Source organism: Mycolicibacterium arabiense (genome assembly GCF_010731815.2).
Lineage (GTDB): Bacteria > Actinomycetota > Actinomycetes > Mycobacteriales > Mycobacteriaceae > Mycobacterium > Mycobacterium arabiense.
The window spans coordinates 3,414,988-3,439,991 of record NZ_AP022593.1 but is presented as its reverse complement, the minus strand read 5'-3'; the positions used below and the strand labels follow the sequence as shown (position 1 = coordinate 3,439,991).

13 protein-coding genes and 1 pseudogene are annotated in these 25,004 nt (G+C 70.1%); 8 read left to right on the top strand and 6 right to left on the bottom strand.

The genetic code is table 11. From position 1 onward, the window contains the following. Positions 1–32: 32 nt before the first annotated feature. Positions 33–599, bottom strand: a complete 567-nt coding sequence (locus tag G6N61_RS18120) for a TetR/AcrR family transcriptional regulator (RefSeq protein WP_163919766.1) — start codon at positions 597–599, stop codon at positions 33–35. A gap of 197 nt (positions 600–796) precedes the next feature. Between G6N61_RS18120 and G6N61_RS18115 the strand changes: the two genes are divergently transcribed. The 7 genes and pseudogenes from G6N61_RS18115 (at position 797) to G6N61_RS18085 (ending at position 7,153) form a co-directional block, all read left to right on the top strand. Beyond that, complete coding sequence (locus G6N61_RS18115; RefSeq protein ID WP_163919765.1) at positions 797–1,432, top strand: TetR/AcrR family transcriptional regulator; 636 nt, start codon at positions 797–799, stop codon at positions 1,430–1,432. Between the two features lie 152 nt (positions 1,433–1,584). Then, complete coding sequence (locus G6N61_RS18110) at positions 1,585–2,526, top strand: class I SAM-dependent methyltransferase (RefSeq protein ID WP_163919764.1); 942 nt, start codon at positions 1,585–1,587, stop codon at positions 2,524–2,526. 76 nt (positions 2,527–2,602) lie between these two features. Continuing rightward, positions 2,603–4,033: pseudogene (locus G6N61_RS18105) on the top strand (aldehyde dehydrogenase family protein); the annotation flags it as partial. Between the two features lie 54 nt (positions 4,034–4,087). After that, complete coding sequence (locus tag G6N61_RS18100) at positions 4,088–4,954, top strand: SDR family NAD(P)-dependent oxidoreductase (RefSeq protein WP_163919762.1); 867 nt, start codon at positions 4,088–4,090, stop codon at positions 4,952–4,954. A gap of 34 nt (positions 4,955–4,988) precedes the next feature. Beyond that, positions 4,989–5,951, top strand: a complete 963-nt coding sequence (locus tag G6N61_RS18095) for an NADPH:quinone oxidoreductase family protein (RefSeq protein WP_163919761.1) — start codon at positions 4,989–4,991, stop codon at positions 5,949–5,951. After that, positions 5,948–6,661: a haloacid dehalogenase type II gene (locus tag G6N61_RS18090; protein WP_163919760.1), complete on the top strand. Its 714-nt coding sequence runs from the start codon at positions 5,948–5,950 to the stop codon at positions 6,659–6,661. The genes G6N61_RS18095 and G6N61_RS18090 overlap by 4 nt, the downstream gene beginning before the upstream one ends. A gap of 9 nt (positions 6,662–6,670) precedes the next feature. Next, entirely contained in the window at positions 6,671–7,153 is a 483-nt protein-coding gene (locus G6N61_RS18085; RefSeq protein ID WP_163919759.1) for a DUF456 domain-containing protein, read from the top strand. Positions 7,154–7,233: 80 nt separating this feature from the next. Here G6N61_RS18085 and G6N61_RS18080 read toward each other — a convergent pair whose 3' ends face one another. After that, positions 7,234–7,581 carry a hypothetical protein gene (locus G6N61_RS18080; RefSeq protein WP_163919758.1) on the bottom strand — a complete coding sequence of 116 codons (348 nt, stop codon included), beginning with the start codon at positions 7,579–7,581 and terminating at the stop codon, positions 7,234–7,236. Positions 7,582–7,790: 209 nt separating this feature from the next. Between G6N61_RS18080 and G6N61_RS18075 the strand changes: the two genes are divergently transcribed. Further along, positions 7,791–8,111 carry an EthD family reductase gene (locus G6N61_RS18075; RefSeq protein WP_163919757.1) on the top strand — a complete coding sequence of 107 codons (321 nt, stop codon included), beginning with the start codon at positions 7,791–7,793 and terminating at the stop codon, positions 8,109–8,111. A gap of 2 nt (positions 8,112–8,113) precedes the next feature. Here the strand turns inward: G6N61_RS18075 and G6N61_RS18070 are convergent, their stop codons facing one another. From G6N61_RS18070 to G6N61_RS18055, 4 genes are read right to left on the bottom strand one after another with little or no spacing between them, the layout of a single operon-like run. Then, positions 8,114–8,935, bottom strand: coding sequence for a tyrosine-protein phosphatase (locus G6N61_RS18070; RefSeq protein WP_163919756.1), 822 nt, complete (start codon positions 8,933–8,935; stop codon positions 8,114–8,116). Then, complete coding sequence (locus G6N61_RS18065; RefSeq protein ID WP_179973481.1) at positions 8,935–10,167, bottom strand: acyl-CoA dehydrogenase family protein; 1,233 nt, start codon at positions 10,165–10,167, stop codon at positions 8,935–8,937. The genes G6N61_RS18070 and G6N61_RS18065 overlap by 1 nt, the downstream gene beginning before the upstream one ends. A 57-nt stretch (positions 10,168–10,224) precedes the next feature. Then, positions 10,225–12,534 (bottom strand): PEP-utilizing enzyme, encoded by a 2,310-nt coding sequence (locus G6N61_RS18060; protein WP_163919755.1) that lies wholly within the window; start codon positions 12,532–12,534, stop codon positions 10,225–10,227. A gap of 6 nt (positions 12,535–12,540) precedes the next feature. Further along, a complete protein-coding gene (locus G6N61_RS18055; RefSeq protein ID WP_163919754.1) occupies positions 12,541–24,993 on the bottom strand; it encodes a type I polyketide synthase in 12,453 nt (4,150 codons plus the stop codon). Positions 24,994–25,004: the final 11 nt, after the last annotated feature.

The window sequence follows — 25,004 nt, the reverse complement described above, 5'->3', positions numbered from 1 at the left end:
GCTGGCTGCTGCCGCGTTCGCGGGTCGAGGGGTCAGCGTCCGCCTGGCACGTTGGCGAACACGCCGTTGTCGAGCGCGAAGAGCAGTCGATCGGCGATCCACGTCAGGTGTTCTGGGTCACGGGGCAGGGTCGACTGTTCACATCCGACCAGCAGGTACAGCGCAGTCGTGGCGAAGCGCTCCGCCTGGTGTCGATCCCCGAGGATCTCGACGCCCGCGTCCAGCAGCATCTCGAAGCGCTGACGGTCGACCTCGGCCTGGACTTCGTGCACGGTCTGGTCGATCGAACTCCAGACCCGGATCGCAGCCTCGGCCTCGAAGGGCAGCATCAGCGCCTCTTGTATGAGGACGTCGACTCGCCGCCGCGGATCCGGTTCGGCGCGCAGGTTGTCCGCGACGCGCACGGTGCGGGCGTGAACCCAGTAAGCGACCAACTCCTGTCCGAAGGCCGACCAGCTGCTGAAGTAGTGATAGAACGAGCCCGTCGTGACACCGAGTCGGTTGCAGACCTCGGCGAGCTTCAGCCCGCCGTACCCCAGGTCGGACAGCACCTCCAGCCCGGTCTCGATGTACGACTCCTTGGAAATGGTTCCCCCCATGGGAGCACCATAGTTCGCGGAGCGGACGACTGAACTCCAGGTTGACGTTGGTGTAACGCCGAAAGGGTCAGGAATCCGTCACCCTCCGGGCGAACTCCATGATCAACCAGCGGCGCCCATTTGCTGAAACCGTTTCTCTTAGGCTTCCGCAACCATTTCGCAACTAAGGGCTATCTGACGTATGGCACAATTTGACCGTGCCGCATACCGCCACCCGAGGTCCAGGACGTCCGCCAGCAGCGAAGGCGGCAGAGACGCGCGAGCGGATCGTCCGCGCTGCTCGCGAGGTCTTCAGTGAACTTGGCTACGACGCCGCGACATTTCAGGCGATTGCTATCCGCGCCGATCTGACGCGCCCGGCCATCAATCACTACTTCGCCAGCAAGCGCGTCCTCTACAGCGAAGTGGTCGAGAAGACCAACGAAATGGTGGTTGCCGCCGGCATGGCCAAGGCCGAGGAGGAGACGTCGCTACTGAAGCGACTGTCGGCCTTCTTCTCAGCTGCGATGCAGGCCGACACCCGCGACCGTTCGGCTGCTGCGTTCCTGGTCACGTCGGTGCTGGAGTCCCAGCGGCACCCCGAACTGAGTCGCGACGAACACAATTCGCTGAAGACGTCGCGCGCCTTCGTCTCCTGGGCGGTCACCGATGCCATCGAGCGTGGCGAGTTGACGACCGAAACCGACGTGGCGACCCTGGTCGAGCTGCTGGTGGCGGTCATGTGGGGAATGGGCTTCTACGCGGGCTACGTGGGTGGACACGACGAACTCGGCGTCATCGTCGAGAAGCTGGAGCTCCTTCTGGCGAACAAGCTCTGGACGCTCAGCTCTTAGCTCTGCCGACTCCCGTTCCACCGTCGCATCCGCGCTACGCCACGAGGGGCAACGTCGGCCTCTAGTCCGACTAACCTATTCGGTAGGCTTGCGAACGATTCCTGTGGCTCGCATGCGCGACCAACGGCAACCCCGACGATGGAACGGCACACATGAGTTCGCTTCGCTCGCACGACGACACCTGGGACATCGCGACGAGCGTCGGGTCGACCGCCGTGATGGTGGCGGCAGCCCGCGCCGGTGAGACCCAGCGCGACGAACCGTTGATCCGCGATCCGTACGCGAAGATCCTGGTCGACGGCGCAGGCACCGGCGTCTGGGAGTACATGCTCGACGAGGCGTTCATCGCCAGGATCGCCGAGGCCGATGCCGAGGTCGCCGAGATCTTCGAGCACATGGGCAACTACCAGGCCGTCCGCACCCACTTCTTCGACGACTACTACGCGAGTGCCGTCGCCTCGGGCATCCGCCAGGTCGTCATCCTCGCCTCGGGACTCGACTCCCGGGCGTACCGGCTGGATTGGCCCGCCGGGACCGTGGTCTACGAGATCGACCAGCCCAAGGTGCTCGAGTACAAGGCGACGACGCTTGCGAAGCACGGCGTGCAGGCGTCCGCGGAGCGCCGCGAGGTGGCGATTGACCTGCGGTTCGACTGGCCCACGGCCCTGCGTGACGCCGGCTTCGACCCGTCCGCGCCGACCGCGTGGCTCGCCGAGGGCCTGCTGATGTACCTGCCCGCCGACGCCCAGGACGGGCTGTTCGAGCGGATCACCGAACTCAGTGCGCCGGGTAGCCGCGTGGCGGCCGAGACCGTCGGCGTGCACTCCGAGGAGCGACGCGCCCGCATGCGGGAGAAGTTCGACGCGCTGCGCGCCAAGTTCACCGACGTCGACATGAGCCAGCCGCTCGACGTTGCCGACCTGATGTACAACGACCCCGACCGCGCGGACGTCACTACCTGGCTCAACGATCACGGTTGGACCGCATCGGGCATCACCTCCGAGCAGGCGATGCGCGAACTCGACCGCTGGGTGCTGACCGAAGAGGTCGACGAGGACGCGTTCTCCGAGTTCGTGGTGGGCGAGCGCCAGTAGCCGCCTTCCCTGGCGACGCCCTGTTCACCAACCAGGTGGTTGGCTACGATCGGCCCCACACGAGGAGCAGGCCGATGTTGCTCGACCGGCAGGAAGGACGGGCATGACCACCGAATCCGTTGCACCGCCCAGTTCGACGACCGAAGACATCCCCAGCACCGTCAAGCGGCTGCGCAAGACCTTTGCCACGGGACGCACCCGCAGCATCGAATGGCGCAGGCAGCAGCTCAAGGCGCTCGAGCGGATGATCGTCGAGAACGAAGCCCAGATCGCCGACGCGCTCAATCAGGACCTGGGCCGCAAGCCGTTCGAAGCGTGGCTCGCCGACATCGCGAGCACCGCGGGCGAGGCGCGCGACGCCGCCAAGAACGTCGGCAAGTGGGCCAAGCGCAAGCAGCGCCTGCTCGAGTTCTCCCAGCTGCCCGGCCGCGGGTGGGTCGAGTACGAGCCCTACGGTGTCGTGCTCGTCATCGGTGCCTGGAACTTCCCGTTCGCGCTGACGCTCGGGCCCGCTGTCGGCGCGCTGGCCGCAGGCAACGCCGTGGTGCTCAAGCCGTCCGAGGTCGCGCCTGCATCGTCGGCGCTGATGGCCCGGCTGGTGCCCCGCTACCTGGACACCGACGCCGTCGCGGTCGTCGAAGGCGACGGAGCGGTCAGCCAGGAACTCATCGCCCAGGGCTTCGATCGGCTGTGCTTCACCGGCGGCACCGAGATCGGCCGCAAGGTCTACGAGGCCGCGGCGTCGCACCTGACGCCGGTCACCCTCGAACTCGGTGGCAAAAGCCCGGTGATCGTCGCCGCCGACGCGGACATCGACGTCGCAGCCAAGCGCATCGCATTCTCCAAGTTGCTGAACTCCGGCCAGATTTGCATCGCCCCGGACTACGTCATCGCCGACGCGTCGATCCGCGACGAACTCGTCGACAAGATCCGCGGAGCGGTCGAGGCGTTCGAGGCGGGCGACACCTCGGGCAAGCGCATCGTCAACGAGCGGCACTTCGACCGGCTGGTGTCGTCGCTGGCGGCGACCAAGGGCACGGTCGCGGTCGGCGGCGGGTCCGACGCGAGCGAGATCAAGATCCAGCCGACCGTGGTCGTGGACCCGGATCTCGACGAGCCGCTGATGCGCGACGAGATCTTCGGGCCCATCCTGCCGATCGTCACCGTCGCAAACCTCGACGAGGCAATCGACTTCGTGAACTCCCGGCCGAAGCCGCTGGCCGCCTACCTGTTCACGAAGACCAAGAGCGTGCGGGAGCGGGTGATCAAGGAGGTGCCTGCCGGCGGGATGCTGGTGAACCACCTGCTGTTCCAGTTCACCACCACGAAGCTGCCGTTCGGTGGCGTCGGCCCGTCCGGCATGGGCGCCTACCACGGCAAGTTCGGGTTCGAGGAGTTCAGCCACCGCAAGTCGGTTCTGACGAAGACGACCCGACCCGACTTATCCGCCATCATCTACCCGCCGTATACAGATAAGGCGTGGAAGCTGGCACGCCGGCTGTTCTAGGCACGTCCAGCAGCGAGACCCATTAAGCCCTAACCCTTTCGAAAGAGGAGTGCAATGCCCGGAGTGCAGGATCGCGTCGTCGTCGTCACTGGAGCAGGCGGCGGACTGGGTCGTGAATACGCCCTGACGCTGGCCAGGGAGGGCGCGAGCGTCGTCGTCAACGACCTCGGCGGCTCGCGAGACGGATCGGGCGCCGGGCACAACATGGCCGATCAGGTCGTCTCGGAGATCAAGGACGCGGGCGGCCGCGCGGTGGCCAACTACGACAGCGTCGCCGAGCCCGAGGGCGCAGAGAACATCATCAAGACCGCCATCGACGAATTCGGCAAGGTCGACGGCGTCGTCAGCAACGCGGGCATCCTGCGCGACGGCACCTTCCACAAGATGACGTTCGAGAACTGGGACGCCGTGCTGAAGGTGCATCTCTACGGCGGCTACAACGTCATTCGCGCCGCGTGGCCGCACTTTCGCGAGCAGAGCTTCGGCCGCGTCGTGGTCGCGACCTCGACCAGCGGTCTGTTCGGCAACTTCGGCCAGGCCAACTACGGCGCCGCCAAGCTGGGGCTCGTCGGCCTGATCAACACCCTGGCCCAGGAGGGCGCGAAGTACGACATCAAGACCAACGCGGTGGCCCCCATCGCGGCGACCCGCATGACCGAGGACATCCTGCCCAAGGAGGTCTTCGAGAAGCTGACGCCGGAGTACGTGGCGCCGGTGGTGGCGTACCTGATGACCGAGGAGCTGGCCGACACCGACTCGATCTTCATCGTCGGTGGCGGCAAGGTGCAGCGCACCGCGCTCTTCCAGAACGAGGGCGTGACGTTCTCCGACGGCGTGCCGTCCATCGACGACGTCGCAGCCAAGTGGGGCGAGATCACCGATCTGTCGGCGGCGAAGTCGGCCAGCTTCAAGCTCGGCTGATGCGGCTCCGGCGGAGCGACCGGGCAGCGCGCAAGTGAAGGCGCTTGTCGCGCAATCGCTTTCCGGCCCGTCCGCACTGAGCTACACCGAGGTCGACGACCCCGCGGGTGACTCCGCCGTGGTCGTCGACGTCGGTGCGGCCGGCGTCTGCTTCCCCGACCTGCTGATGTTGCAGGGCGGCTACCAGATGAAGATGGAGCCGCCGTTCATCCCTGGTGTCGAGGTGGCGGGCACGGTGCGGTCCGCGCCGGAGGGTTCCGGTTTCACGACGGGGCAACGGGTTTCGGGCTTCAGTCTGCTGGGCGGCTGGGCCGAGCGGGTGGCGCTTCCGGTCGACAGCGTGACGCCGACGAACCCCGATCTCGACGACGCGGCCGCGGTCTGCCTGCTGGGCAACTACTACACGATGTACTTCGCGCTGGCTCGCCGCGCGGCGCTGCTCGCCGGTGAGACGGTGCTCGTACTGGGCTCCGCGGGCGGTGTCGGCACGGCAGCCATTCAGGTCGCGAAGGCCATGGGCGCCAGGGTGATCGCCATGGTGCACCGACCCGGCGCGACGGAGTTCGTCGAGTCCCTCGGCGCCGACGTCGTACTCCCGCTGACCGACGGTTGGGCGCAGGCGGTGCGCGACCACACCGATGGCCGCGGCGTCGACGTGGTCGTCGATCCGGTGGGTGGCGACGCCTTCGACGACGCGATCCGCGTGCTGGCCACCGAGGGGCGGCTGCTCGTCATCGGCTTCGCTGCAGGCGGCATCCCGACGGTGAAGGTGAACCGGCTGCTGCTGCGCAACGTGAGCGTGGTCGGGGTGGGCTGGGGCGAGTTCGCCGGCCGCACGCCGGGCGCGCAGGCGATGGTCGGCGCCGGTGTCGCGGGCCTGGTCGATGCCGGGCTGCGTCCGCCGCCGCCGGTGCGGTTCCCGCTATCCGACGGACGGGTCGCGCTCGAGGCGCTCGCCGCCGGTGAGGTCCGCGGAAAGCTGGTCCTCGAACCGTGACGTTGCGCGCGTTGGCGTTCGACGTCTTCGGCACGGTCGTCGACTGGCGCGGCAGCGTGATCCGCGAACTGACCGCGTTCGGCGAGGCGCACGGCGTGGACCGCGACTGGGCTCAGTTCGCCGACGACTGGCGCGCGGGATACCCGCCTGCGATGGACCGCGTGCGCACCGGCGAACTGCCGTGGATGAAGATCGACGCCCTACACCGCCTGATCCTCGACGAACTGCTGGAGCGTGCCGGCATCGACGGCATCCCCGATGGCGACGTCGCCGAGTTGAACCGGGCCTGGCACAGGCTCGACCCGTGGCCCGACACCGTCGAGGGGCTGACCCAGCTCAAGAGGTCCTTCACGATCACGACGCTGTCCAACGGCAACGTGTCACTGCTGACGAACATGGCCAAGCGTGCGGGTCTGCCCTGGGACTGCGTCATCTCCGCCGAGCTGTTCCGTCATTACAAGCCGGACCGCGAGGCCTACCTCGGTTGCGCCGAGCTGCTCGACGTCGCCCCCGCGGAGCTGGCACTCGTGGCCGCGCACCCCAGCGATCTGCGGGCCGCCCGCGATGCCGGATTGACGACGGCGTACGTCGCTCGGCCACTCGAGCGTGGGCCCGGGCACGAGGCGCCGCGGGTGGAGGACGGCGAGTTCGACTACCTGGCCGAGGACTTCCTCGATCTCGCCCGCCAACTCGGGGCCACCACCCCATAGGCTCGGTTCATGGACACGGTCGGGATCTTCCTCGTCGGGGTGGCGATCGCCGTCGGTCTGGCGGGGATTCTGATCCCGCTGCTGCCGGGCACGCTGCTGGTCTTCGCTGCCATTGCGGTGTGGGCGTTCGTCGAGCAAACGGTGGCCGGGTGGGTGACCCTCGGCGTCGTCACGGCAATCCTCGCGGGCACCCTGCTGATCAAGTACCTATGGCCCGCTAAGCGCATGAAGAACGCCCAGGTGAGTACCGGCAGCCTGTTCGCAGGCGCGGCGCTCGGATTCGTCGGGTTCTTCGTGATTCCGGTTGTCGGACTAGTGGTGGGCTTCGTGCTCGGCATCTATCTTGCTGAGCTGGGGAAGCGGCGCGATCAGAAGCGGGCATGGGCGTCGACCGTGCACGCGCTCAAGGGCGTAGCGCTGTCGGTCGGGGTCGAACTGGCGGGCGGATTGTTGGCCACGGTGGTGTGGGTGATCGGCGTCTTCGTCAGCTGAGCGACCGAGTCACAGACGCATCAGCAGTCACTGGAAGAGGTGCGGCAACCGACTTCGCGTTGTCCCATCTGGTCAGCGAATCAGCCGAGTGACTCCCAGAAGGCGTCGTCGTAGGCGTCCAAGTCGACCGGTCGCAGCTCCCGGGCGCGGCTCCGCAGCGCGAGAACCCGCTTGAAGATGCGGTGCGCGGTCGACCGCGGCCACACCGTCGCGTCGTAGGTCCCGCGGCGCACGCGCACGACCCGGCCCCGTCCGATCTCCCACCGCAGCGCGTCGGACACCGCCTTCGGGGCATGGGCACCGAGGTCGAAACCCTGATGGGTGAGGCCGCCGATCAACTCGGTGATCAAACACGGTCCGTGCTGAGCCAGGTAGACGCTCAGTGCGTACCGCAGTTCGAGCCCGTGCAGCCGTCGCGAGTCGTCCATCCCGCGACGATGACAGGCGGCACCGACACCACCTGCGATTCGCTGACCAGGTGGGACATTCGCAAGTCGACTGCCGCAGCCCGGCCAGGGGCCTGCGGTGACGGTGGTGCTGGTGTGACGACGGCGGGCAGATGACCGATACGACGCGCGCCGTACACCTTCCGCGGCCATGATGAGTGCGGCCACGAACGCACACCAGAGGAGTCACGTTGTCCGAAACGAAGATCACGGTCATCTACGACAACCCCACCGACCCGTCGGCCTTCGAGTCGGCCTACGAGGCCGAACAGCTCGAGGCCGCTCGCAAGATCCCCGGCCAGGTCCGGTTCGAGGCGTCGAAGGTGTGGCCCAAGGAGGACGGCTCACCGGCGCCTGCCTACCGGATGATCGACCTGTACTACCCGGACTACGACGCCGCCTGCGTGGCCGTCACCACCCCGGAGGCCGGTGCCTTCTTCGAGGCGCTGGGCCGCCTGTCGACCGGCGGTGTGCGAATCCTGATGTCCGACGTCGAGGTCGCACAGCAGTAGGGCTAGCCGAGCAGGGATGCCCGCAGGCGTGACACCTCGTCGTCGGTGATGCCGAGGGACTCGAGATAGCCCGTTAGCGAGCCGTATTCGGAGTCGATGGTGCGTCGCGCGGCGTCGAGGTACTCCTCGCGCACGCCGAGCACCTCCTCGGTCAGCCGCGCCTCGGCGAACGTCACGATCTCCGGCGTCGCGTCCTCGCCCGCCTTGGTCTTGATCGACTCGAGGATCTGCTCGCGCAGTTGCGGCACCGCCGCATTGCTCCGCAGGAAGTCGGCGAGGATCGCGTCGCGTGGCACACCGACCGCCTCGAGCACGACTGCCACCGTGAACCCGGTGCGGTCCTTGCCCGCGAAGCAGTGCGCGATCAGCGGCCGCTCGTCGGCCAGCGTCGAGATCACTTGTCGCAACGCCAGATGCGCGCCGGGCAGCGCGGGGAACCGCAGGTACTCCTCGGTCATGAAGCGCTTCGCGGCGACCGCCACGTCTTCCTCATCGGGCTTCTCGGTCATCATCCGCTCGAAGCTCTGCTCGTGCGGCGCGCCCGCGGTCGATGCCGACAGCTCGTGGAACGGCAGCAGATGCACCTGCACGCCGTCGGGCACCTGACCTGCACCGCGGCGTTCCAGTTCCCGCACCGAGCGCAGGTCCGCGACGTCGGTGATGCCGTACCCGGCCAGGGCAGCGCGGCCCGCCTCGTCGAGGGCACTCAGCTCACTGGACCGGAAGAACCGGCCCGGCCGAATCCCCGTCTCCTCGGCGACGTCCCGGAAGTTCCACGCGCCCGATAGCTCACTCCCGTTCGAGCGTGAGCCGCTCGAGACCACTAGGACGTCACCGCCGCCGCCAGCGCCGACTTCTCGGCGCCGAGTTCGGTCCGCGCGATCGTGCGCATGTGCACCTCGTCGGGGCCGTCGAATAGCCGCATTGCCCGGTGCCAGCCGTACAGCCGCGCGAGTGGCACGTCGTCGCTGATGCCCGCCGCGCCGTGCACCTGGATTGCCCGGTCGAGCACGTTGCACGCCATCTGCGGCGCCACGGCCTTGATCTGAGCGACCTGCTTGCGGGCCTCGATGCTCTTGTTGCCGTGCTGGTCGATGGTCCACGCCGCCTTGTAACAGAGCAGGCGCGCCTGGTCGATCTCGTTGCGCGACAACGCAACCTGCTGCTGCACCACACCCTGCTCGGCCAGCGGCTTGCCGAACGCGATGCGCTTGGTCACGCGGTCGACCATCAGCGCCAGCGCCCGCTCGGCCACGCCGATCGCACGCATGCAGTGGTGGATGCGGCCGGGTCCGAGCCGAGCCTGGGCGATCGCGAAGCCGCTGCCCTCCTCGTGCAGGAGGTTGGCCACCGGCACGCGCACGTTGTCGAACGAGATCTCGCAGTGCCCGTGCTGATCCTGGTAGCCGAACACCGGCAGCGACCGTTCGACGGACACCCCTGGCGTGTCGATGGGCACCAGGATCATCGACTGCTGCTGGTGGCTCGCGGCGTCGGGGTTGCTCCGGCCCATGACGATCAGCAGCTTGCAGCGTGGATCGGCCGCACCGGAGATCCACCACTTGCGGCCGTTGATGACGTAGTCGTCGCCGTCGCGCAGCATCGTCGTCTCGATGTTGCGGGCGTCGCTGGACGCGACCGCGGGCTCGGTCATCGCGAAGGCACTGCGGATCTCGCCGTTCAGTAGCGGCTCGAGCCACTGCTTGCTCTGCTCTTCGTTGGCGAACAGGTGCAGCGTCTCCATGTTTCCGGTGTCGGGCGCCGCGCAGTTGAGCACCTCCGGAGCGATCTCCATGCTCCATCCGCTGAGTTCGGCCAGCGGCGCGTACTCCAGGTTGGTCAGCCCCGATTCAGACGGCAGGAACAGGTTCCACAGCCCCTGCTCCTTGGCCAGCTTCTTGAGGTCCTCGATCACCGGCGGCACCGTGTGATCGTCCCTGCCCATCTCGTGCCGGTACGCCTCGTAGGACGCCTCCGCGGGGAACACGTGCTCCGTCATGAAGGCGGTGAGCCGGTCGTAGTAGTCCTGGCCCTTGGCCGACATCGAGAAGTCCATGACCGCCACGATATGACACCCGTCGAGTCAACCCTCCGGCACGCCAGCGGTGACGGGTCAGCCCAGCACCGTGACGTCGCCGGTGGTGCCGTCCACTTCGATCATCGTCCCGGTCGGCAGGCTCGACGATGCGCCGCGGGCGTTCACCACGCAGGGCACGCCGAACTCGCGGGCGACGATCGCCGCGTGCGACATGTGACCGCCGAGTTCGGTGACCACCGCCGCCGCGTAGGCGAAGGCCGGCGTGTACCCGACGTCGGTCACCTGCGCGACGAGGATCTCGCCGGGCTCCAGGTCGTCGATCGTCTCCGGCGTCACGACCCGCACCCGGCCGCGCGCCACACCGGCGCACACGCCCATGCCGTGCAGCACCTCGCCGCCGGTCAGGACCGCCGCGGTCTCGGTGGGCGCCCACGTGCCGTTGAACGCCTCCGGCGGCACGATCCGCTCCAGCTCGGTCTGCTCGACGCGACGCCTGGCGACGACCGAGGCCACGTCCGGCGGCGGTGCGTCGAGTTCGTCGACCAGCAGGTAGAACACGTCGTCCACCTCGGTCACGACGCCCTCGGCGACGAGTCGGCGGCCGTACTCGCGCAGCAGCCCACGCAGCAGCCAGATGGTCCTGACCATCCGGTCGCGACGGACCTCGCGGTCGCGCAGCTGGCTCGACGCCGCGGCAGCGATGGGCCGGACCCACAGCGGGATGTCGGGCGGGGGCGGCGGCTCCCACGGCGGCAGTTCGAGGGTCTTGGCGACCATCCGCAGCAGCAGCCTGGGGTCGTCGGCGAACGAGGCGCTGCGCATCTCGACCTCGCCGGGGCCGCGGTGACCGATCGCGTCCACCTCGCGCTTCAGCCGGGCCGCGAAGTCCGGTGCGACGGCGGCCAGCGTGTCGGGGTCGGCGTCGCCCGACTTCAGCAGTGCGCTCAGCGCCGGATCGGTGCGGGCGATGGCCGCGAGCCGGTGCACCGCGCCGAGGGACTGCGCGCTCGCGACGTCGGCTCCCGCGGACGGCAGCACGTCGCGCCCGCACAGCAGCCGCAGGATCACCCCGTAGGCCGTGCAGACCAGGATCGACGCCGACGCCAGCACCCAGGCATGCACCACGTGGTCGCGCGCCAGCACGATGAGTTCACGCAACCGCTGATCGTCGAGTTCGGCGGCGTCGCGTGCCCGCTTCTCGAGCCGCGCCACGTCGCCGACGAGGTCGCGGGTGTCGCGTCCCGAGCCCGCCGTCAGGCCAAGCAGGTTGTTCGCGAACGTCAGCACCCCGCGCAGATGGCCTGGCAGGGAACGCTTCTCGATGGGCGGCAGCTCGTCGCCGAACAGCGACAGGCCCTCGATGGTGCGCCCGAAGAACCCGTCGATGATCATGTCCGGATCCACCAGCGGCACCGTCTGCGCCATGAAGTGACCCGACGTGATGCCCGCGTACAGGCGGTGGCCGAACACACCGGTCGTGCGCTTGGCCATCTCGCGCTGCACGGCGCCACCCGGCCGCAGGCGCTGGGCGATCACCAGCGCCGCGGCCCTGGTGCCGCGCACGGTCACCGACGCCGAGGACGGCGTGAACGGCCCCGGCAGCGCCTCGGACAGGTTCGTGGCGACGAACGCAGGGAAGCGTGGGTCGATGGGCGTGTCGAATTCGCCTGCACGACCGTCGATCCCGGCCGTGACCGGGGCGACGCCGTCATCGGCGGGGGTGTCGACGGCCGGGATCTCGCGGACCCGCGGCAGCCGCCACGGCAGCGCGACGACGTGCTCGCCGAGCGCGAACCGGGCGCGCACCACCAGCGCGAAGTCCTCGACGCACTCGGACGCCGACCAGGTCGGGGTGATGGCGTCGGAACCGTCCAGCCAGGGGCCGAACTCGACCGGTGGGGAGGCGAACCCCGCGGGCACCCGCACCAGCGGCCTGCCCACCGCGGATGCGATGGCCCGGAACGTGGTCTGGCCGGTGGCCGCGATCTCCACGGGCTCGGTGGCCCCGCTGACGACCGCGTGCACGTACGCCCGCTCGAGGTCGTGCGGGTGCACGACCTGTAGCGGCCGGTCCACTTCGTCGCCCGAGTACAGGTGCACCGGCCGTGCGAACGCCCGCAGCACCGACTCGTCGGCGTCACGGCCCAGCACCAGCGGGTGCCGGACGACGACCCGGCGGGCATCGCCCGCGACGTCGACGTCCGCGCACATCGCAACCGCGTCGAAACCCGACGAATCCGCGACCGAGGACGCGAATTCGACCGAGCCCGGCCAACTCTCGGGACGACGCGCGCCGAGACCGACGACGTGGTGGCCCAGGCTCACCAGCCGGAGCGCGACGCCCCGGCCCAGCGTGCCGTCGGCACCGACGACCAGAACCCTCATCGCTTCCTAGTCGTCGTCATCGTCGTCGAACGCCTTGAGCAGGTCCTGCAGGTCCATGTCCTCGATGCTCTGCGCACCCCGGTCGCCTGCCGCGTCCTCGGTGACGTCACCCGACTGACCGGCGAGGTTGAGCAGCATGTCGAGCACGCCGGCCTGGCGCAGCCGCTTGATCGGGATCGACGACACCACGCGCTGCAGCTCCACGTCGACCGCGCTGACCTTGTCGCCTGCCGCTTCGCCGTCCTCGCCCACCAGCTGCGTGCGGAAGTACTCCGCGAGCGACGTCGGGTTCGGATAGTCGAAGATCAGCGTCGGCGACAGCGTCAGACCCGTCGCGGCCTTGAGCCGGTTGCGCAGCTCAACGGCCGTCAGCGAGTCGAAGCCATGGTCCTGGAACGCCAGGTCCGCGCCGATCGCCTCCGGTGACGGCAAGCCGAGCACCGTCGCCATGTGCGAGCGCACCAGATCCAGCAGGACCGCCTGCTGCTCGTCGACCGGCAGCCCAGCCATCCGCGCGGTCAGCGCCGAGCGCGACTGTGCGGCCGCCATCGAGTCGCCCACCTGGCGACGCGACGGACCCGAGATGAGGTCGAGGAACATCGGCGGCAACGTGCCCGCCGACGACTTCGTCCGCAGCGCAGCACGATCGATGCGCGCAGGCACCAGGAACGGCTCGTTGACCACCAGCGCCTCGTCAAGCAGCGTCAAGGCCTCCTCGACGGACATCGCCAGGATGCCGTCGCGGTTGAGCCGTGCGATGTCGACGTTCTCCAGGTGGCCGGTCATGCCGCTGGCCTGATCCCACAGACCCCAGCCCAGCGACATGCCGGGCAGTCCCAGCGAGCGCCGGTGATTGGCCAGTGCGTCGAGGTACGCGTTCGCCGCCGAGTAGTTCGCCTGCCCCGACGCACCGACCAGACCGGCCATCGAGGAGAACAGGACGAACACCGACAGATCGAGGTCGCGGGTCAGCTCGTGCAGGTTGTCCGCCGCGTCGACCTTGGCGCGCAGCACGGTGTCGACGCGTTCCGGGGTCAGCGACGTGACGACGGCGTCGTCGATCACGCCGGCGGTATGGAACACCGCCGACAGCGCCCGCGGATGGTCGATCTCGGCGAGCACCTTGCCCAGCGCGTCCCGATCGGACACGTCGGCCGCGACGACACGCACGCTGGCGCCCGCCTCGGTGAGTTCGGCGACCAGCTCGTCGGCACCCGGGGCGTCCGGACCACGACGCGAGACCAGCAGCAGGTCGCGCGCACCGTGATTGGCGACGACGTGGCGGGCCACCGACGCGCCCGCCATGCCGGTGCCGCCGGTGATGAGCACGGTGCCCATCGCCCAGTTGTCGGGCATCGTCATCACGACCTTGCCGATGTGCTTGGCCTGGCTGAGGTGACGCAGCGCGGCAGGCGCACGGCGCACGTCCCACGGATCGACCGGCAGCGGCTTAAGCACTCCACTGCGGCTGAGTTCCGCGACGCCCGTGAGGATTCGGGCGACGCCGTCGGCGCCGGCTTCGAACAGGTCGAAGGCGCGGTATCGCACACCCGGATGAGCGGCGGCCACGGCGTCGGGCTCGCGCATGTCGGTCTTGCCCATCTCGAGGAACGCCCCGCCCCGCGGCAGCAGCCGCAGCGACGCGTCCACGAAGTCACCGGCCAGGGCGTCGAGCACCACGTCGACGCCACGCCCACCGGTCACGGCCATGAACTTCTGCTCGAAGTCCAGCGTGCGGGAGTCACCGATGTGGTCGTCGTCGAAGCCCATGGCGCGCAACGTGTCCCACTTGGGCTGGCTGGCGGTGGCGAACACCTCCAGGCCCCAGTGCCGAGCCAGCTGCACGGCCGCCATGCCGACGCCACCGGTGGCGGCGTGGATCAGCACGGACTGGCCGGGCTGCACGTCGGCGATCTGACGCAGCGCGAAGAACGCGGTCGCGAAGCCCACGGTGAAGCCGGCGGCCTCGGTGTCACGCCACTGCGGCGGGACGGGCAGCACGACGCGCGCGTCGGTGGTGGCGACGGTGCCGGTGCCCTCGGGGAACAGACCCATCACGCGGTCGCCCACCGACACACCCGCCACGTCGGGACCCACCTCGGTGACCACGCCGGTCGCCTCGATGCCCATCACGGCCTCGCCCGGGTAGAGCCCGAGGGTGATCATCACGTCGCGGAAGTTGGCCGCGATCGCGCGGATCGCCACCCGCACCCGGCCTGCGCCGAGCGGTTCGTCGGCATCCGGGATCGGCTCGAGCACCAGGTCTTCAAAGGTCCCCGACGTGCCCGACTTGTTGACGGCCAGCCGCCACGGCGAACCGTCGGCCGGCGGTGTCAGCACGGCCTCGGCGGCCCGGCTCGGCACCACGCGGGCGAGGTGCAGGGTGCCCTTGCGGATCACGATCTGCGGTTCGCCGGTGGCGACGACGGCTGCCAGCACGCTCTGGTCGACGGGTGCGGCGTCGTCGGTGTCGAGGAGGACGACGCGGCCCGGGTGCTCGGTCTGAGCGGCCCGGATCAGGCCCCATGCCGCCCCGCCCGCCAGGTTGACGAGCTTCTCGCCCGGCATGGCGACCGCGCCGCGGGTGACCACGACGAGCGTGCCCGCCGGTTCGGCGAGCCAGGCCTGCATCCGCTCCAGCGCCGCGTGGGTGGCGGCGTACACGCCGGGCACCTCGGACTCCTGCGCCTGGGTGTCCAGCTCGTACACCGGGACGTCGCCGTCGGCCGCGGCTGCGTCGGCCTGCGGGGTGACGGGTGACCAGATGACCTCGAACAGCTCGCCGCCGTTCTTCGTGCCGCCGACCGCGGCAGCCAGCTGCTCGGCCGTGACCGGCCGGGCGACCATCGACTGCACCGACAGCACCGGCAGACCCAGTCCGTCGGCGAGGTCGATCGACATCGAACTCGGGCCGTTCGGCGCGATCCGAGCCCGGATCGCCGACGCGCCCGCGGCGTGCAGCGACACCTTCTGCCAGGAGAAGGGCAGCGCCAGCTCGTCGGAGTCCATGCCCAGGATCACCGCGTGCAGGGCGCCGTCGAGCAGCGCGGGGTGCACGCCGAGTCCGGCGACCGGCACGTCCTGTCCCAGCTTGACCTCGGCGAAGATCTCGTCGCCGCGCCGCCACATCGCGGTGAGGTTCTGGAACGCCGGGCCGTACTGGTAGCCGCGCGCCGACAACACCTCGTAGGCGTCGGCGACGTCTACCTCGCGGGCCCCGACCGGGGGCCACACCGTGAGTTCGGCACCGGGTTTGGTCGCCTCGACACCGAGTTCACCCTCCGCGTGCAAAGTCCACGGGGAGCCGTCGGCGTCGGGCCGGGAGAAGATCGACACCACGTGGGCACCGCCCGCGTCCGCCGCGCTCACGACGACCTGGACCGCGACGCCCTCGGGCGGCAGGACCAGCGGTGCGTGCAGCATCAGCTCGTCGACGGTGTTGCAGCCGACCTCGTCACCGGCACGGATCGCCAGCTCGACGAATCCGGCGCCTGGGAACAGCACGACCCCGCCGACGGCGTGATCGGACAGCCACGACTGGGTGGACACCGACAGGCGACCGGTCAGCGTGACGCCACCGGACTCCGGCATGTCGACGACCGCGCCGAGCAGTGCGTGCTCGGTGCCGCCGAGGCCGAGGCCGACGGCGTTGGTGGCACCCGAGCCCTGCGTGGACAGCCAGAAGCGGCGGCGCTGGAAGGCGTAGGTGGGCAGGTCGACCAATCGGCCGCCGTCGCAGACACCGCGCCACGAGACGTCGCCACCGGCGATCGAGTACTCGCTGAGCGCGGTCAGCAGGGTCATCGGTTCCGGCCGGTCCTTGCGCAACACCGACGCGGCGACCGGCTCGACCGCGGCGTCTGGATCGGCCAGGGTCTGCGCGATCGACGCCGTCAGCCCGCTGGCAGGCCCGAGTTCGAGGAACCGGGTGACGCCTGCCGCGGCCAGTGCGCGCACACCGTCGGCGAAGCGCACCGCCTCGCGGATGTGCCGCTGCCAGTACGCCGACGTGCCGAAGTCCGGGCCTGCCACCTCGCCGGTGAGGTTGGAGATCACCGGGATGCTCGGCGCCGTGACGGACATGCCGCTGGCAAGGGTGTTGAACTCCAGCAGCATCGGCTCCATCAGCGACGAGTGGAATGCGTGCGACACCGCGAGCCGGTGCGTGCGACGACCCTGCTCGCGCAGTGTCTCGGCGACCGCGAGCACCGCGTCCTGCGGGCCCGAGATCACCACGGAGCCGGGCGCGTTCACCGCGGCGATCGAGACGTCACCGCTGAGCAGCGGTGCCACCTCGTCCTCGGTGGCGGCGATGGCGACCATCGCGCCGCCCTCGGGCAGGCGCTGCATGAGCCTGCCGCGGGCGACGACGAGCGCTGACGCGTTCTCCAGCGACAGGACCCCGGCCACGTGTGCGGCCGACAGCTCGCCGATCGAGTGTCCGATCAGGTAGTCCGGCCGCACGCCCCACGTTTCGAGCAGGCGGAACAGTGCCACCTCGATGGCGAACAGTGCCGGCTGGGCGAATTCGGTGCTGTCGACCAGCGTGTCGTTGGCGCCCCACATCACGTCGCGCACCGGACGCAGCAGGTGTCGGTCGAGTTCGCGTGCGGTGGCGTCGAACGCGTCGGCGAACGCCGGGTAGGCGGCGTGCAACTCACGTCCCATGCCGAGCGCCTGGGAGCCCTGGCCCGGGAACACGAACGCCGTCTTGCCGCCACCACTGGCGCGGCCGCGGACGAAGCCGTTGGCCGGCTCGTCGAGCGACAGCGCGCTCAACCCGCGCAGCAGCTCGTCGCGGTCGGCGCCGAGCACCACCGCGCGGTGCGGGAAGGCACTGCGGCCGCCGAGGGTCCAGCCGACGTCGAGCGGGTCGACGTCCGGGTGGGCGTCGAGGTGCTCGGCGATGCGGCGGGCCTGGGCGGTCAGTGCGTCGGGCGACTTCGCCGACAACGTCCACGGCACCACCGGCGGATGCTCGGTGACCACGCGCGCGTCGGTTGCCGGGTCGGCCGGAGCCTCCTCGATGATCACGTGCGCGTTGGTGCCGCTGATCCCGAACGACGAGACGCCTGCACGGCGCGGGTGGCCGTTGGGCTGCCACGGTCGCGGCTCGGTGAGTAGCGCGATCGAACCCATCGACCAGTCCACGTGCGGGCTGGGCTCGTCGACGTGCAGCGTCGCGGGAAGCGTGTCGTGACGCAGTGATTCGACCATCTTGATGATGCCTGCGACGCCGGCGGCGGCCTGGCTGTGACCCATGTTCGACTTGATCGAACCCAGGTACAGCGGCTCCGAGCGGTTCTGCCCGTAGGTCGCCAGCAGTGCCTGCGCCTCGATCGGGTCGCCGAGGGTGGTGCCGGTGCCGTGCGCCTCGACGGCGTCGACGTCCGACGGCGTCAGACCGGCGTTGGCGAGTGCGGCACGCACGACGCGCTGCTGCGACGGACCGTTGGGGGCGGTGAGTCCGTTGGACGCGCCGTCCTGGTTGATCGCCGAACCGCGCACCACGGCAAGGACCTGATGGCCGTTGCGCTGGGCGTCGGACAGGCGCTCGACGACGAGAATGCCGCCGCCGTCGGCGAATCCGGTGCCGTCCGCGGCACCCGCGAACGACTTGCACCGACCGTCCGAGGACAGTCCGCGCTGCCTGCTGAACTCGACGAAGACGTCCGGTGTCGCGTTGATGGTGACACCGCCCGCGAGCGCGAGGTCGCACTCACCGAGGCGCAGTGCCTGCACCGCCATGTGCAGTGCGACCAGCGACGAGGAGCACGCGGTGTCGACCGACACGGCGGGACCCTCGAGGCCCAGCACGTAGGACACCCGGCCCGACGCCACGCTCGACGCCTGGCCCGTCAGACGGAAGCCCTCGGCGCCGTCGGCCCCGATGCCGTAACCCTGGGCGTAGACGCCCGCGAACACGCCGGTGGCACTGCCTCGCAACGACGCGGGGTCGAACCCGCCGCGCTCCAGGGCCTCCCAGGCGAGTTCCAGGAACAGCCGCTGCTGCGGGTCCATGGCCAGCGCCTCGGTGGGGGAGACGCCGAAGAACGCCGGGTCGAAGTCAGCGGCGTCGTAGAGGAAGCCGCCGGTGTTGGCGTAGGACGTGCCCGCCGCATCGGGATCGGCGTCGAACAGGTTCGCCAGGTCCCAGCCGCGGTCGGTCGGGAAGTCCGAGACGACGTCGCGACCTCCTGCGACCATGTCCCACAGCGTTTCCGGCGAGTCGACGCCGCCGGGGTAGCGGCAGGAGATGCCGACGATGGCGATCGGCTCGTCGACCACGGACTGCACCGTCGTGGTCTGTCGTGCCTGCTCCTGGGCCGAGGCGTCCCCGGCCAGTTCGGTGCGGATGTAGCCGGCGAGTGCCTGCGGGGTGGGGTAGTCGAAGATCAGCGTCGGCGACAGCGCGAGGCCGGTCGCCGTCTTGAGCCGGTTGCGCAGCTCGACGGCGGTCAGCGAGTCGAAGCCGTGATCGGAGAACGCCAGGTCCGCGTTGATCGACTCCGGCTCGGTGGTCCCGAGCACGGTCGACATGTGCGACCGCAGCAGGTCCAGGATGAGCGCCTGCTGCGCGGGCTCCGAGAGGCCCTGCAGACGTTGCGCCAGAGCCGACTTCGACTTTGCGGCGACCAGCGAGTCGTCGACGCGGCGGCGGGTCGGCGCACTGGCCAGGCGGCTGAACATCGGCGGCAGCACGCCCTGGGCGGACCGGGTGCGCAGCGCGCTGCGGTCGATCCGCGCCGGTGCCAGCAGGGGCTCGCCGACGACGAGTGCGCTGTCGAACAGCGCCATGGCGTCGTCGCTCGACATCGCGAGGATGCCGTCGCGGCCGAGGCGGGACAGGTCGGCCTCTTCGAGGTGACCGGTCATCGCACTCGCCTGGTCCCACAGACCCCACGCGAGCGACGTCGCCGGCAGGCCGTGAGCCCGCCGGTGCGTGGCGAGGCCGTCGACGAACGTGTTCGCGGCGCAGTAGTTGGCCTGGCCGGCCGAGCCGACCACGCCTGCCATCGACGAGAACAGCACGAAGGCACCGAGATTGGCGCCCCGGGTGAGTTCGTGCAGGTTCCATGCGGCGTCGACCTTGGCGCGCAGGACGGGCTCGACGCGTTCGGGCGTCAGCGAGCCGATCACGGCGTCGTCGAGGACGCCGGTCGCGTGCACGACCGCCGTCAGCGGCACCTCCACGCCGTCGAGCACGGCTTGGAGCTGGGCACGGTCGGCGGCGTCGGCGGCCACCACGCGGACGTCGGCGCCCGCGGCGGTGAGTTCGTCGACGAGTTCCGCGGCGCCGGGGGCGTCGGGTCCGCGGCGCGACACCAGCAGCAGGTGCCGCGCGCCGTGCGCGGCCACGACGTGCCGGGCGATCGCGGCGCCTGCCATGCCGGTGCCGCCGGTGATCAGGACGGTGCCCGAGGACCAGTTGCCCGGCATCGTCATCACGATCTTGCCGATGTGGCGGGCCTGGCTCAGGTGCCGCAGCGCGGCGTGGCCGCGCCGGACGTCGAACGTCGTGACCGGCAGCGGGGTGAGGATGCCGGATTCGAACATGCCTGACAGCTCGACGATGTAGTCGTGCATGCGGGGCCGGCCGGGCTCGAACAGGTCGAACGCGCGGTACCGGACGCCCTCGTGCGCGGCGGCGATGGTGTCGGCGTCGCGGATGTCGGTCTTGCCCATCTCGAGGAACACGCCACCGCGGGGCAGCAGACGCAGCGACGCGTCGACGAAGTCGCCTGCGAGCGAGTCGAGTACCACGTCGAACCCGCGGCCGCCGGTGACCTCGAGGAACTTCTGCTCGAAGTCCAGGTTGCGGGAGTCGCCGATGTGGTCGTCGTCGAAGCCCAATGCGCGCAACGTGTCCCACTTGGGCCGGCTGGCGGTGGTGTACACCTCCATGCCCCAGTAGCGAGCCAGCTGCACGGCGGCGAGACCCACGCCGCCGGTGGCCGCGTGGATGAGGATCGACTGGCCGGGTTGGACGTCGGCCAGTTCCTTGAGCCCGTAGTAGGCGGTGGTGAACACCACGAGTGCGGCGGCGGCCTCGGCGTCCGTCCACCCGGTGGGGATCGGGGCGATCAGCCGGGCGTCGGCCGCGACGAGCGTGCCGGTGCCCTCGGGGAACAGGCCCATCACGCGCTGACCGACCTCGAAGCCCGTGACGTCCGGACCGATCTCGGTGATGACGCCGGAGCCCTCGCTACCGATGAGCGCGTCGTGAGTGAACATGCCCAGGGTGATCATGACGTCGCGGAAGTTGGCTGCGACGGCGCGCATCTCGACCCGGATGTGGCCGGCCGGCAGGGGTGCGTCGGAGTTCGGCACCTCGAGCAGAGCGAGGTCCTCGAACGTGCCCGCGGTCGTGACGCCGAGGCGCCACGGCTTGCCGGAGTCGGGCGGGGTGAGGACGCCGTCGGTACCGCGGCTGCGCACCACGCGGGGCGCGTAGAGCGCACCGTCGCGCAGGACGAGCTGCGGCTCGCCGACCGAGAGCAGGGTGGCGAGGTCGTACTCGGCCGATACGTCGGCCAGCACGATGCGGCCCGGGTTCTCGGTCTGCGCTGCGCGGACCAGGCCCCACACCGCCGCACCGGCCAGGTCGGTGACGTCGGTGCCGGGCAGCGGTGCCACTGCGCCACGGGTGACGACCACCAGCGTGCCTGCCGGCTCGGCCAGGAAGGACTGGATGGCCGTCAGCGCGGTGATCGTCGCGTCCCGCACGGCGGCGGGCAGATCGGCGGAATCGCTTGAGACCGCGGCGGAATCGAACGTGACTACGCCCTCGGGCAGCGGCGCCACCGTCTCGGGTGCGGTAAGGGGCGACCACTCGACCTCGAAGAGTTCGCCCTCGGCGCGGCTACCCGCCATGGCCGACGCGATCTGGTCGGCGCTGACCGGCCTGGCCGTCATCGACCCGACCGACAGCACCGGCAGGCCGAGACCATCGGCCAGTTCGATCGACACCGAGTGGGTGCCGGTTGGGGTGATGCGGACGCGAACCGACGATGCGCCCGCGGCGTGCAGGGTGACCTGCTCCCACGAGAACGGAAGTGCCAGCGCATGATCCTCGGCGGCGAGTGCCACCGCGTGCAGTGCGGAGTCGAGCAGCGCGGGGTGGACGCCGAAGTCACCGGCAGCCACGTCCTGCGGCAGTGCGACCTCCGCGAACACCTCGGCGCCTCGCCGCCACATCGCGTTCAGCCCGCGGAACGCGGGACCGTACTCGTAGCCGCGCTCGGCGAGCATGGCGTAGGCGTCGGTGACGTCCACGGGGACGGCGCCGGTGGGCGGCCACTCCGTCAGGTCGGCGGCGGGGGCGCCCGCCTCCGTGCCGATGACGGCCTCGGCGTTGCAGACCCACTCCGCCGCTTCGTCATTGGGTCGGGAGAACACCGACACCGCGCGGGAGCCAGAGTCCTGCTCCGGTCCCACCACCACGCGCAGCGGAACACCCGTCGGCGGCACCACCAGCGGCGCCTGCAGGGTCAGTTCCTCGATGGCCGGGCAGCCCACCTCGTCACCTGCGCGGATGACGAGTTCGACGAAGCCAGCGCCGGGGAACAGCACGGTGCCACCGACCGCGTGGTCGGACAGCCAACCCTGCGACGACGCGGCCAGGCGGCCGGTCAGCATGATCTGGCCCGAGTCGGGGACCTCGACGACGGCGTTGAGCAGTGCGTGGCCGGAGCCGGCCAGGCCGAAGCCGGCCGCATCGCCGGAACCGCCTGCGCCGCCGGACAACCAGAACCGGCGTCGCTCGAATGCATAGGTGGGCAGGTCTGCCAGTGCGCCACCGGCGCACGCCTCGCGCCAGACCACGGGAACGCCCGCGACCCAGGCCTGGGCGGCCGATGCCATGAAGCGGTCCAGGCCGCCGTCGTCGCGGCCGAGCGACGGCACCACGATCGGTTCGACACCCTCGGTGGCGTCGAGCACGGTGTCCTCGACGCCCGCGATCAGCACGGGGTGGGGGCTGGACTCGATGAACGCGCGGTAGCCGTGCTTGCACGCGGTGCGGACGGCCTTGTCGAACTCGACCGTCTGACGCAGGTTGCGGTACCAGTACTGGGCGTCCAGGCCTGCAGTGTCCATCAGCTCGCCGGTGACCGTCGAGACGAAAGCCGTTTTCACGGAACGCGGTTCGACGTCGGCGAGCGCCTCGATCAGCTGGTCGCGGATGGCCTCTACCTGCACCGAGTGCGATGCGTAGTCGACGTCGATGCGGCGTGCCCGGATCTCGAGCGCCTCGCACTGGCGGATCAGTTCGTCGAGCTGGGCGCTCGCGCCGGACACCACGACCGCGTTGCGGCCGTTGATCGCGGCGATGCCGAGGCCTTCGAGGCCCAGCAGCAATTCCCGGGCCCGGTCGGCGCTGCACGCCAGCGACACCATGCCTGCCTCGCCGGACAGCACGACCAAGAGCTTGCTCCGCAGGGCCACGACGCGAGCGGCGTCGCGCAGCGACAGGGCGCCTGCGACGTAGGCCGCGGCGATCTCGCCCTGCGAGTGGCCGATCACGGCATCCGGGGTCACACCGAGCGAACGCCACAGCCGGGCCAGCGACACCATGATCGCGAACAGCGCGGGCTGCACGACGTCGACGCGGTCCAGGGTGGGGGCGCCATCGACCCCGCGCAGGACGTCGATCAGCGACCAGTCCACGAACTCCGACAGCGCCTCACCGCACGCGGCGATCTCCTCGGCGAAAACCGGTGAGCTGTCGAGGAGTTCGATGCCCATGCCGAGCCACTGGCTGCCCTGGCCCGGGAAGACGAAGGCGGTCTTGGCCGTCGGCGTCGCGTGCCCGCTGATCGCACGGGCCGGGGTATCCGACGCCGCGGAGAGTTCGGCCAGTCCGGCGAGCAGCGAGTCGCGGTCGGTGCCGAGCACCACGGCGCGGTGTTCGAACGCCGCGCGGCCGGACAGGGTCCACGCCACGTCGAGGTCGGTGACGTCGTGCCCGTCGAGGTAGGCGGTGAGCTTGCTCGCCTGTCCGGCGAGCGCAGCGGGGGTCTTGGCGGTGAGCACCCACGGGAGCAGGGGTGCCGCCGGAGCCGTCTCGGCGGAGGCCGAACGGTCAAGTGCCGCAGGCTCTTCGACGATCACGTGTGCGTTGGTGCCGCTGATGCCGAACGACGAGATACCTGCCCGGCGGGGCGTGGGTCCCGCGGGCCACGGCTGCGCCTCGGCCAACAGGGACACCGCACCGGCGGTCCAGTCGACGTGCGGGCTGGGCTCGTCGACGTGCAGCGACTTGGGCAGCACGTCGTTGTGCATCGCCATGATCATCTTGATGACGCCTGCGACGCCCGCCGCAGCCTGGGTGTGGCCCATGTTGGACTTCACCGACCCCAGCCACAGCGGGTTCGACCGTTCCTGGCCGTAGGTGGCGAGCAGTGCCTGGGCCTCGATCGGGTCACCCAGCGGGGTGCCGGTGCCGTGGCCCTCGACGACGTCGACCTGGGCGGTGGTCAGCCCTGCGTTGGCCAGTGCGGCGCGCACCACGCGCTGCTGTGACGGGCCGTTGGGCGCGGTCAACCCGTTGGACGCGCCGTCCTGGTTGACGGCGGTGCCCTTGACGACGGCAAGCACCTGGTGGCCGTTGCGGATGGCGTCGGACAGGCGCTCGACGACGAGCACGCCGCCGCCCTCGGCCCAGCCCACGCCGTTGGCGGCGTTGGCGTAGGGCTTGCAGCGGCCGTCGGGCGCGAGGCCGCGGTGGCGGCTGAACTCGACGAAGATGGTGGGCGTCGCGTTGACGGTGACGCCGCCGGCGAGCGCGAGGTCGCATTCCCCGAGGCGCAGGGCCTGCACGGCCATGTGCAGCGCGACCAGCGACGACGAGCATGCGGTGTCGACGGACACGGCCGGACCCTCGAGGCCCAGCACGTAGGCCACGCGGCCCGAGGTCACGCTGGACGTCATACCGGTCAGGCGGTAGCCCTCGATGGCATCGTCGGACATGCCGTAGCCGCCTGCGATGACGCCTGCGAACACGCCCGTCGAGCTGCCGCGCAGCGAACTCGGATCGACGCCGGAGCGCTCGAGCGCCTCCCAGGACAGCTCGAGCAGCATGCGTTGCTGCGGATCCATGGCCATCGCCTCGTTGGTGGCGATGCCGAAGAAGCCTGCGTCGAAGTCGGCGACGTTCTCCACGAAGCCGCCGGTCTTGGCGTACGACTTGCCCGGGGCGTCGGGGTCGGGGTCGTACAGCCCGGCGGTGTCCCAGCCGCGGTCCTCCGGGAGTTCGGAGATGACGTCGCGGCCCTCGGCGACCATGCGCCAGAGGTCCTCGGGGCTCTCGACTCCGCCGGGGTACCGGCAGGACATGCCGACGACGGCGATCGGCTCGCCGGAGCGCTCCAGGAGTGCGCGGTTCTGGTTCTTGAGCCGTTCGACCTGGCCGAGCGCCTTGCGGAGCGCTTCGGTGGCATGCTCGAGTTGATTGACCATTCGGTGTGTCC

Excerpts from the sequence above, each read along its gene's own strand:
- G6N61_RS18120 (WP_163919766.1), bottom strand. The coding sequence starts at position 599 with ATGGGGGGAACCATTTCCAAGGAGTCGTACATCGAGACCGGGCTGGAG.
- G6N61_RS18110 (WP_163919764.1), top strand. The coding sequence starts at position 1,585 with ATGAGTTCGCTTCGCTCGCACGACGACACCTGGGACATCGCGACGAGC.
- G6N61_RS18100 (WP_163919762.1), top strand. The coding sequence starts at position 4,088 with ATGCCCGGAGTGCAGGATCGCGTCGTCGTCGTCACTGGAGCAGGCGGC.
- G6N61_RS18085 (WP_163919759.1), top strand. The coding sequence starts at position 6,671 with ATGGACACGGTCGGGATCTTCCTCGTCGGGGTGGCGATCGCCGTCGGT.
- G6N61_RS18080 (WP_163919758.1), bottom strand. The coding sequence starts at position 7,581 with ATGGACGACTCGCGACGGCTGCACGGGCTCGAACTGCGGTACGCACTG.
- G6N61_RS18065 (WP_179973481.1), bottom strand. The coding sequence starts at position 10,167 with ATGGACTTCTCGATGTCGGCCAAGGGCCAGGACTACTACGACCGGCTC.
- G6N61_RS18060 (WP_163919755.1), bottom strand. The coding sequence starts at position 12,534 with ATGAGGGTTCTGGTCGTCGGTGCCGACGGCACGCTGGGCCGGGGCGTC.
- G6N61_RS18055 (WP_163919754.1), bottom strand. The coding sequence starts at position 24,993 with ATGGTCAATCAACTCGAGCATGCCACCGAAGCGCTCCGCAAGGCGCTC.